The sequence below is a fragment of the Pseudoduganella aquatica genome (assembly GCF_009857595.1).
Taxonomy (GTDB): Bacteria; Pseudomonadota; Gammaproteobacteria; order Burkholderiales; family Burkholderiaceae_D; genus Rugamonas; species Rugamonas aquatica_A.
The window spans coordinates 60,636-68,464 of sequence record NZ_WWCU01000034.1 but is presented as its reverse complement, the minus strand read 5'-3'; the positions used below and the strand labels follow the sequence as shown (position 1 = coordinate 68,464).

Genomic DNA, 7,829 nt, shown 5'->3' with positions numbered 1-7,829 from the left:
CCCGAGCCCGTGCAGCCGGGCGCCGCCGCCGCGCAGGCTGCCGTACAATCGCCGCCGGACGCCGCGCCGGGCAGCACCGACAAGCAGGCCGCCGAACCGCCGCCCGCGCCGCTGTCCACCCGCCGCTACAAGGTGGACCTGCCGCCGTCGGCCGAATTCGAAATGGAACTCAAGCGCACCGACGCCAACGGCACCAGGTGGAGCGGCGTGGCCCATATGTCCTGGCAGACCGACGGCAGCAAGTACAAGGTGGGCATGGAGGCGGGCATCAGCATGCTGGTGGCGCGCGTGAACCTGCTGGTGCTGGGCAGCGAAGGCGAGATCGACGACGCCGGCATTGCGCCGCTCAGGTTCACCGAGAAGCGGCGCGGCCGCGCGCAGACCGCCACGCATTTCGCGCGCGGCGACGGCCGCATCACCTTTTCGGTGAACGAGCGCAGCTACCCGCTGCTGGCCGGCGCGCAGGACAAGGCCACGGTGCCCTTCCAGCTGGGCGCCATCGGCCGGGCCGACGTGAACCAGTTCAGCGGCGACATCGACATCCTGGTGGGCGACGAGAAGGACGCCAGCATCTACCGCTTCCTGCTGGTGGGGGAGGAGGAGCTGGACACGCAGCTGGGCCGCATCGTCACCTGGCATTTGGCGCGCCCGCCCAAGCCGGGTTCCTATTCGGCTCGGCTGGACGTGTGGCTGGCGCCGGGGATGAACTGGTTCCCGGTGCAGATACGGAATACCGAAGCGAATGGCGCGCTGACCACGCAGACCATTACCAAGATCACCCTGAGCGGCAACGCCGGAAAGTAAATATGCGCAATACCGCACTGAATTTCACCCTTGCCGCCATCGTGGCCACGGCCGCTTCCGCAGCGGCCCCGCTGGCCGCCGCGGAGACGGCGGCCGAGCATCCCAGCGTCAAGCGGGCCTTCAGCCTGCCGCCGCCGGCGGACCTGGTCTACACCATCAAGGCGCGCCAGAAAGGCCTGTCCATCAATGGCGACGCCACCGTGCAGTGGCGCCAGGCGGACGGCAAGTACAGCATCGCCACCGAAAGCCACGCTGGCATTTTCGGCAAGATCCTGGACAGCCGCAGCGAAGGCGCGGTGGACGGCTACGGCCTGGCGCCGTCCAGCTTCAATGAAAAGCGCTTCCGCAAGGAGCCCACGACGGCCACCTTCAAGCGCGACGCCAAGACCATCACCTTCAGCAAGGGCGACGAAAGCTACCCCATCAAGGGCGGCGAGCAGGACCGCACCAGCGCGCCCTGGCAGCTGGCCGCCATCGCGCGCAGCGCGCCGGACAAGTTCACGCCCGGTTCCGAGTGGGCCTTCTTCGTGGCCGGCCGGCGCGACGCCGAGCCCTGGGTGTTCAAAGTGGTGCGCCACGAGCCGGTGCAGACCGGCATGGGCGAAGTGGAGGCGGTGCATTTCACCAAGTCCCCGCCCAAGAGCGACCAGGGCCAGCAGGTGGACCTGTGGCTGGCGCCCTCGCTCGACTGGTATCCGGTGCGCATCCGCTTCGACGATGATGGCGACACCGTGGACCAGCTGCTCGACAAGGTGATCCGCAAGTAGCTTGGACGGGTCCGGCGAACTGCTATACTGACGCCCCCCGCGAGCATTGCCTGCGCGGCGTGTACAAAATGGCAACTCGGAGCAGAATGATAGACATAATGGCAAATGCGGCCCTGGCCGCAGACGCGAACCCCATCGAACAGCAGACGCAAGCGACGCAGGACGCCCTGCAGGCGCACTTCCAGCCGCACATCGCGGTGGACGAGATCGAGCAGGTCTACCACCTGAAGCGCGCCCAGCCCCTGCTGCAAGTCTTCACGGCCCTGTTCCACGGCGGCTTTGAGGGCGTGGCCGTGCGCCTGCTGGTATTGCGCGAACTGGCCTCGGACACCGCTTCATCGACCTTCTCGCGGGCCGACATCAACACGCGCCTGGCCTATCTGCTGCCGGAAAGCCTGGAAACGGTGCTGATGCGCTTGCGCACCAACCAGCTGCTGGCCTGGGACGCGCAGAACGCGGTCTACCGCGTCACGCCCATGGCGCGCAATGTGCTGTCGGCCATCGACAGCCTGCTGAACCTGAACCAGAACGAAGACGAAGCCGAAATGGGCTTCCTGCTGTCCCAGGTGGCCGGCGCCCAGGCCGTGGGCGGCGTCACCGTGGAGCAGCTGCAGCACCTGCTGGGCCGCCTGGTGGACCTGACCGAGGAGTTCCGCGACGCCATCGCCTCCGGTTCCGAGTTCCGCCTGCGCGCCTCGCAGGACAAATGGCATATGGCTTGCGACTGGGTGGAGAAGGGCTCCGAGATCCTGCGCGCCATCACCTCCGACGAGCGGGCCGACGCGGCCACGCACCGCGCGGCGCAGGCCATCGGCCGCGCCCAGAGCGCGCTGCTGAACATGCAGGGCATGTTCTCGCGCGCGCTGAACCAGATAGAACGGCAGCGGGTGCACCTGGGCCAGTCCGGCCTGTCCACCACCGACATCAAGCGCTGGCTGCTGGCGCACGAAGACCTGGCACAGCTGGCCGAGGATGCGATCGACCAGCCCGTGGTGCCGCTGTTCATTACCCCTGCAGAAATGATAGACGTGGCTGAAACTGAATTGCTGACCGACCGCGCGCAAGCCGCGCCCGGCGGCCTGCCGAGCGGGCAGGACGCGCCGACCACCGTCAACGACGGCCCCCCCATGCAGAAGGAGCTGGACGACTGGCTGGAGCGCCTGTCGGACTTCGCCGCCATCACCAAGCAGGCCGCGCCGGGCGAGGCGCCCAAGGCCGTGCCGGTGCACGAATCGCTGCTGCCGGCCAGCTTCGCCGTGGCGTCCTACCGCGCCTCCATGCTGCCGCTGCTGGGCGACCCGTCCGAGGCCAGCCTGCAAGGCGCCACCGGCGACCTGGCGCGCCTGCCTATCTCTTTCAACCCCACCGACGACATGGTGCAGCTGGCGGACCAGGAAGTGGCCGCCATGAGTATCGCCTCGCTGGCGCTGAACCTTGATTTGAACCTGGAACCAAATACGGGAACCCAAGATGAATGACGATTCCCAGATCCTGATCGCGCGCCTGCTGACGCACCAGACGCTGCGCCGCGACGACCGCCTGGTCAAGCGCGTGCTGTCGGACGAACTGTTCCGCGCCGAAGTGGACCTGCGCCTGGCCAACTGCGGCATGAAGCTGCTCGACAACGTGTATGCCGACCATGTGACGCTGGCCCTGTCGCGCACCATCGAGCCGAAGATTTTCGGCGCGCGCGACGTATGGCAGAACAATAACTTCGGCCTGGCGCGCGACGGCGTGGCTTTGCTGGTGGTGCTGTGGGCGCAGATCATCCTGCCCAAGCGCGAGCGCCAGGAAACCCACACCCACGCGGAGGACGACCAGAACGACATGTTCGGCATCGACAAGCCGCTGCCGCGCGCCGAGGACACCTCCATCGGCATCCCGTACAAGGCCCTGCTGGCCGACTTCGGCGACAAGCTGGGCAAGAAAACCCGCATGGACATGAACCTGGGCATCCTGGGCAAGCTGGGCTTCATCGAGCGCCGCGGCGACATCATCGTCGAAGGCCCGCTGCTGGACCTGCTGATGGACACCGACCTGCTGAAAGAGCGCATCATCAACGGCGCACTGGCCGAGGTGTTCAAGCGCGCCCCGGCGCAAGTGGTGCACATTCCGCGCGCCGCGCTGGCCGAAGCCGCCGCCTCCGCCGCCGCTGAAAACGCCGCCATCGCCGCCGAAGCCGCGGCCGAAGCCGCAGGCGACTCCGACTCCCTAGCCACCCCGAACCGAGACTAAGCCATGTTTCATATCAAATCGCTAGAACTGGTCCACTGGGATTACTGGCAGCGCATCAAGAACATTCCGCTCGACGCCAAGATCATCACCATCGCCGGCCAGAACGGCTCCGGCAAGACCACCTTGCTCGACGCGCTGCGCACCCTGTTCGGCCTCGATTGCTCGATGGGCCGCACCTACAAGCACTACGCGCGCCACGCCGGCCAGCAGACCTCCTGGCTGCGCGCCGTGGTGGACAACAAGGCCATGGGCAAGCAGCTGTCCAACCGTCCTTTCCGCAGCTCCGGCTTCTTCTCCGAAGACGAAGTCACGCTGTTCTGCCAGATCCAGAAGAACGGCGGCGACTGGAAGCGCCAGTACCTCATGCGTCCGGGGAATGTGCAGATCGAGGAAGTGACCGAGGCGAACGACTTCCTCGGCGTGGAAAACTATCGCAAACGCCTGGCCAACGCCGGCCTGTCGCCGGCCATGGCGAAAGTGCTGGCGCTCGAGCAGGGCGAAACCGACAAGCTGTGCGAATACGCGCCGCGCCAGCTGTTGGACCTGGTGTTCCAGGTGTTCGGCGACAAGGAAGTGCTGGACGCCTACGACGAAGCCAAGCGCCACCAGCGCGACACGGAAATCGAGCTGAAACGCTTCGAGGCCGAACTGGAAGGCTCCAAGACCAACCTGGAGGGCCTGCGCCTGCGCGTGGCCAATTACCACCAGTGGGAAGGGCTGACCAAGGAACGCCGCGAGCTGCAGGAAGAAGTGCTGCCGACGCTGGAATACCACGAGGCGCGTGAGAAGCAGGCCAGCATCACGCGCCAGCTGCGCGAAGCGCGCAAGCCGCTGATGCTGGCGGACCAGCAGCTGTCCGACAAGCGCGCCCACGTGGCCGCGCAGGCGCAGGCTTACACCGAAGCGCAGCAGCATGAGACCGTGCTGGAGCAGGAATCGACCGCGCTGCAAAGCCGCCTGAGCTCCATCAACGCCAAGCTCAAGCCGCTGGACAGCCTGCTGGAACAGAAGGCCCGCTTGCAGAAGCTGGCCGCCGACTCGGGCGCCGACATTGCCGCCGTGAGCGAACAGCTGGAACAGAAGGAAGCCGAGCTGGCGCGCCAGAAGCAGGGCCGCGACGCGGTCATGTCGCGCATAGCACAAGATAAAGCCACGGTCTCCGCGCTGCAGGGCAAGACCGCCATGCCGGAGCCGGACAACGTGCGCGCCATGCGCCGCGCGCTGAACGACGCCAAGATCGGCCACGCCATGCTGTCGGACATCGTCGAAGTGACGGACCCGAAATGGCAGGGCGCGGTCGAGGGCGTGCTGGGCGGCTACGCCTCCGTGGTGCTGCTGGATAAGTCCAGCGACGCCGCTGCCGCCTACCGCCTGGCGGAGAAGGAACGCTACCGCCACTTCATCGTGCCGGACCTGATCACCGCGCCGAGCACCAAGGGCGACAGCCTGATGTCGGTGGTGAAGTTCTCCGACAAGGCGCCGGGCTGGCTGATCGAACAGCTGATGCGCATCACCCGCGTGGACTCGGTGGAAGAGGGCGCGCGCCAGAGCCATATCGAAGAATGGATCACGCCCGAGGCTTATCATAAAGAGCGCCGCGGCGGCCGCTCGCTGTTCGTGGAAGCCTCGCGCTACCGCTTCGGCGCAGCCGGCAAGTCGCAGCGCATGGAAGCGATCCTGAAGAACCTGCCGTCGCTGGAAGCGCAGGAAGACACCTTCACGCTCGCCATCAGCAAGCTGGCCTCCGAAGTGAGCGCGCTGAAAGCCCGCCTGGCCGGCGTGGACGCGGCCAAGGAACTGAGCGCGCGCCAGGAAGAGTTCGACGAAGCAGCGCGCGCCGCTGTGCCGCTGAAGGCCGAGCGCAACGAAGTGGGTTCGCGCCTGGGAGAGCTGCAAGGCCTGATCAAGAACGCCACCATCGCGCGCACCCGCGCCGACACCACCTGGCAGAACGCGCGCTTCAACCTGTCCGAGTCCGAGGCAGGCCTGCGCCTGAACCACAAGCGCGTGATCGAACAGCGCAGCGAGCACGCCAAGGCGCTGCTGGCGCTGCGCCGCCAGTGGCGCCACATGCCGTACAACTGGCGCCGTCCGGCGCGCCGCCAGCGCCTGGTGGCCGAGTACGTGAACGCGCACCAGACCATTTTGCGCATCCACAGCCTGGAAGCTAGCCTGTCGCGCAGCGACTGGGAACTGGACGCGACGGTGATCGACCAGTACGCGCGCCTGAACGAGCAGCTGAAGAACCGCGCAAGCGAGACGGAAGAGCGCCGCTACCAGAACAACCGCGCCATCGAAGCGACCACCAACGCGCGCGGCGCGTACATGGACCGTCTGCGCTATACCATCAAAACGTATAGCAAGAACATCAAGGAGCTGGGCGAACTGGCCGGCATCGAGGTGCATTCGGACCCGGTCAAGCTGGAGAACGACGATTTGCAACTGTCTCAGGCTGGCCTGCACGTGCGTTTCAAGTTCGACGGCAAGGGCATTATCGGCATGAACGACGGCGAAGCGTCCGGCGGCCAGCAGGTGATGAAATCGCTGGTGCTGCTGATTGGCCTGCTGAAGTCCGAAGACGGCTCCGGCGGCTTTGTGTTCATCGACGAACCGTTCGCCCACCTGGATATCCGCAACATCCAGCTGGTTGGCGAGTTCCTGAAGAACACCGAAGCCCAGTACCTGATGACGACGCCGCTGACGCACAACACCGACGTCTACGACCCATCCGAGCTGACGCTGATCACCAGCAAAAAGAAAAAGGACACGCAGTGGGCGCAGCCCATCTTCGTGCTCCAGCGCCGAACGCCGGATAAAGCCGCAGCCTAAACACGAAACCCCGCCGACACGCGGGGTTTTTTTCGCACACGACCGCCGATGAAATCATCCGCCCTGTACTTCCCCACGCTAGACGGACTGCGCTTCTTTGCGTTTTTCCTGGTGCTGGTTCACCATTTGCCGGCTTCGGACAACGCACTGCTGCATGCGTTCCAGTTGCAGGGCTGGGTCGGCGTGCACATCTTCCTTTTCCTCAGCGCCTATCTGCTGACCGCCATCCTGCGCGCCGAACTGCAGGTCAGCGGCAGGATCTCGATCAAGCATTTCTATATCCGGCGTGCGCTGCGCATCTGGCCTTTGTATTTCGTCTTCTGCATAGGCCTGTTCGCGCTGACCTTTATCCCGCGCCCGTTTCCGCATGAAACCGGAGACTGGTTCCGCCTGGGCGGGCAGTTGCTCTTCGTCGACAACATCATCACCGGACTGCAGGGTTTTGGCACCATCCCCTTCACCTTCCATTTATGGACCATTTCCCTGGAAGAGCAGTTTTACCTGTTCTTGCCCTTGATGCTGGCCGGCTTCCTGGCGGATTCGAAGCGGCTGTTGTACGGCTTGCTGGCGATCTGGCTGCTGTTCCTCGCAGCGCGCACGGGGATGGTGCTGAATCAGGCGCAGCATCCGATGATCGCGACCTCCCTGTTCAGTGCAGACTCGCTGCTGTTGGGAACTTTGCTTGGCGCGCTGCGCCCGGTGCCGCCCGCTTCCCTCGTGGTGCGGTTTGGGCTGGCGGCAGGCGGGCTGGCGGCGCTGTTCAGCGGCCTGCTGCTGCCGTTGCCGCTGGCTTGGGTGCTTGGCATGCATCAGGTATACATCTACACCATAGTCGCCTGCGGCGCGGCCGCGCTGACCATCGCTGCTCTGCACGAACCCTTGCTTGGTTTCCTGGCCAGCCGCCCGTTGCGTTACCTGGGGAAGATTTCCTACGGCCTGTATGTCTATCACTTCATCGGTATTGAAATCGGCCGGCGCGTGGCGCTGAAAATGGGCGGCGGCTGGTGGATCCAGGCTGCTGCCGCGCTGCTGGCCAGCATCTTGTTGTCGGCCTTGTCGTATGCGCTGTTCGAGCGCCATTTCCTGAAGCTGAAACGCAAATTCGAAACCGTCCATTCGCGGCCGGTTTAAGACGCCAGCGCGAATTAGGTTGACTTCCGTGTCTGCATGGTCTTTAATTTCTGTAATAACAGA

The 7,829-nt window shown here is 65.2% G+C and carries 6 protein-coding genes; all 6 read left to right on the top strand.

Annotated elements, in window-relative coordinates; genetic code table 11:
• Positions 1-804, top strand: an 804-nt coding sequence (locus GTP77_RS23255) for a DUF3108 domain-containing protein (protein ID WP_161074538.1), incomplete at its 5' end; no start/stop codon positions are given.
• Between the two features lie 2 nt (positions 805-806).
• The gene (locus GTP77_RS23250) at positions 807-1,571 is read left to right on the top strand and encodes a DUF3108 domain-containing protein (RefSeq protein WP_161074537.1); all 765 of its coding nucleotides are present in this window, start codon (positions 807-809) and stop codon (positions 1,569-1,571) included.
• A 98-nt stretch (positions 1,572-1,669) separates the two neighbouring features.
• Positions 1,670-3,049 (top strand): hypothetical protein, encoded by a 1,380-nt coding sequence (locus GTP77_RS23245; protein ID WP_161074536.1) that lies wholly within the window; start codon positions 1,670-1,672, stop codon positions 3,047-3,049.
• Positions 3,042-3,806, top strand: coding sequence for a hypothetical protein (locus tag GTP77_RS23240; protein WP_161074535.1), 765 nt, complete (start codon positions 3,042-3,044; stop codon positions 3,804-3,806). The genes GTP77_RS23245 and GTP77_RS23240 overlap by 8 nt, the downstream gene beginning before the upstream one ends.
• 3 nt (positions 3,807-3,809) lie before the next feature.
• Positions 3,810-6,635 (top strand): ATP-binding protein, encoded by a 2,826-nt coding sequence (locus GTP77_RS23235; RefSeq protein ID WP_161074534.1) that lies wholly within the window; start codon positions 3,810-3,812, stop codon positions 6,633-6,635.
• A 48-nt stretch (positions 6,636-6,683) separates the two neighbouring features.
• Positions 6,684-7,766, top strand: a complete 1,083-nt coding sequence (locus GTP77_RS23230) for an acyltransferase family protein (protein ID WP_260048887.1) — start codon at positions 6,684-6,686, stop codon at positions 7,764-7,766.
• The last annotated feature ends 63 nt before the right edge of the window (positions 7,767-7,829 follow it).

What these genes read in the sequence shown, in the direction of transcription:
- GTP77_RS23250 (WP_161074537.1), top strand. Translation starts at nt 807, where the DNA reads ATGCGCAATACCGCACTGAATTTCACCCTTGCCGCCATCGTGGCCACG.
- GTP77_RS23245 (WP_161074536.1), top strand. Translation starts at nt 1,670, where the DNA reads ATGGCAAATGCGGCCCTGGCCGCAGACGCGAACCCCATCGAACAGCAG.
- GTP77_RS23240 (WP_161074535.1), top strand. Translation starts at nt 3,042, where the DNA reads ATGAATGACGATTCCCAGATCCTGATCGCGCGCCTGCTGACGCACCAG.
- GTP77_RS23235 (WP_161074534.1), top strand. Translation starts at nt 3,810, where the DNA reads ATGTTTCATATCAAATCGCTAGAACTGGTCCACTGGGATTACTGGCAG.
- GTP77_RS23230 (WP_260048887.1), top strand. Translation starts at nt 6,684, where the DNA reads ATGAAATCATCCGCCCTGTACTTCCCCACGCTAGACGGACTGCGCTTC.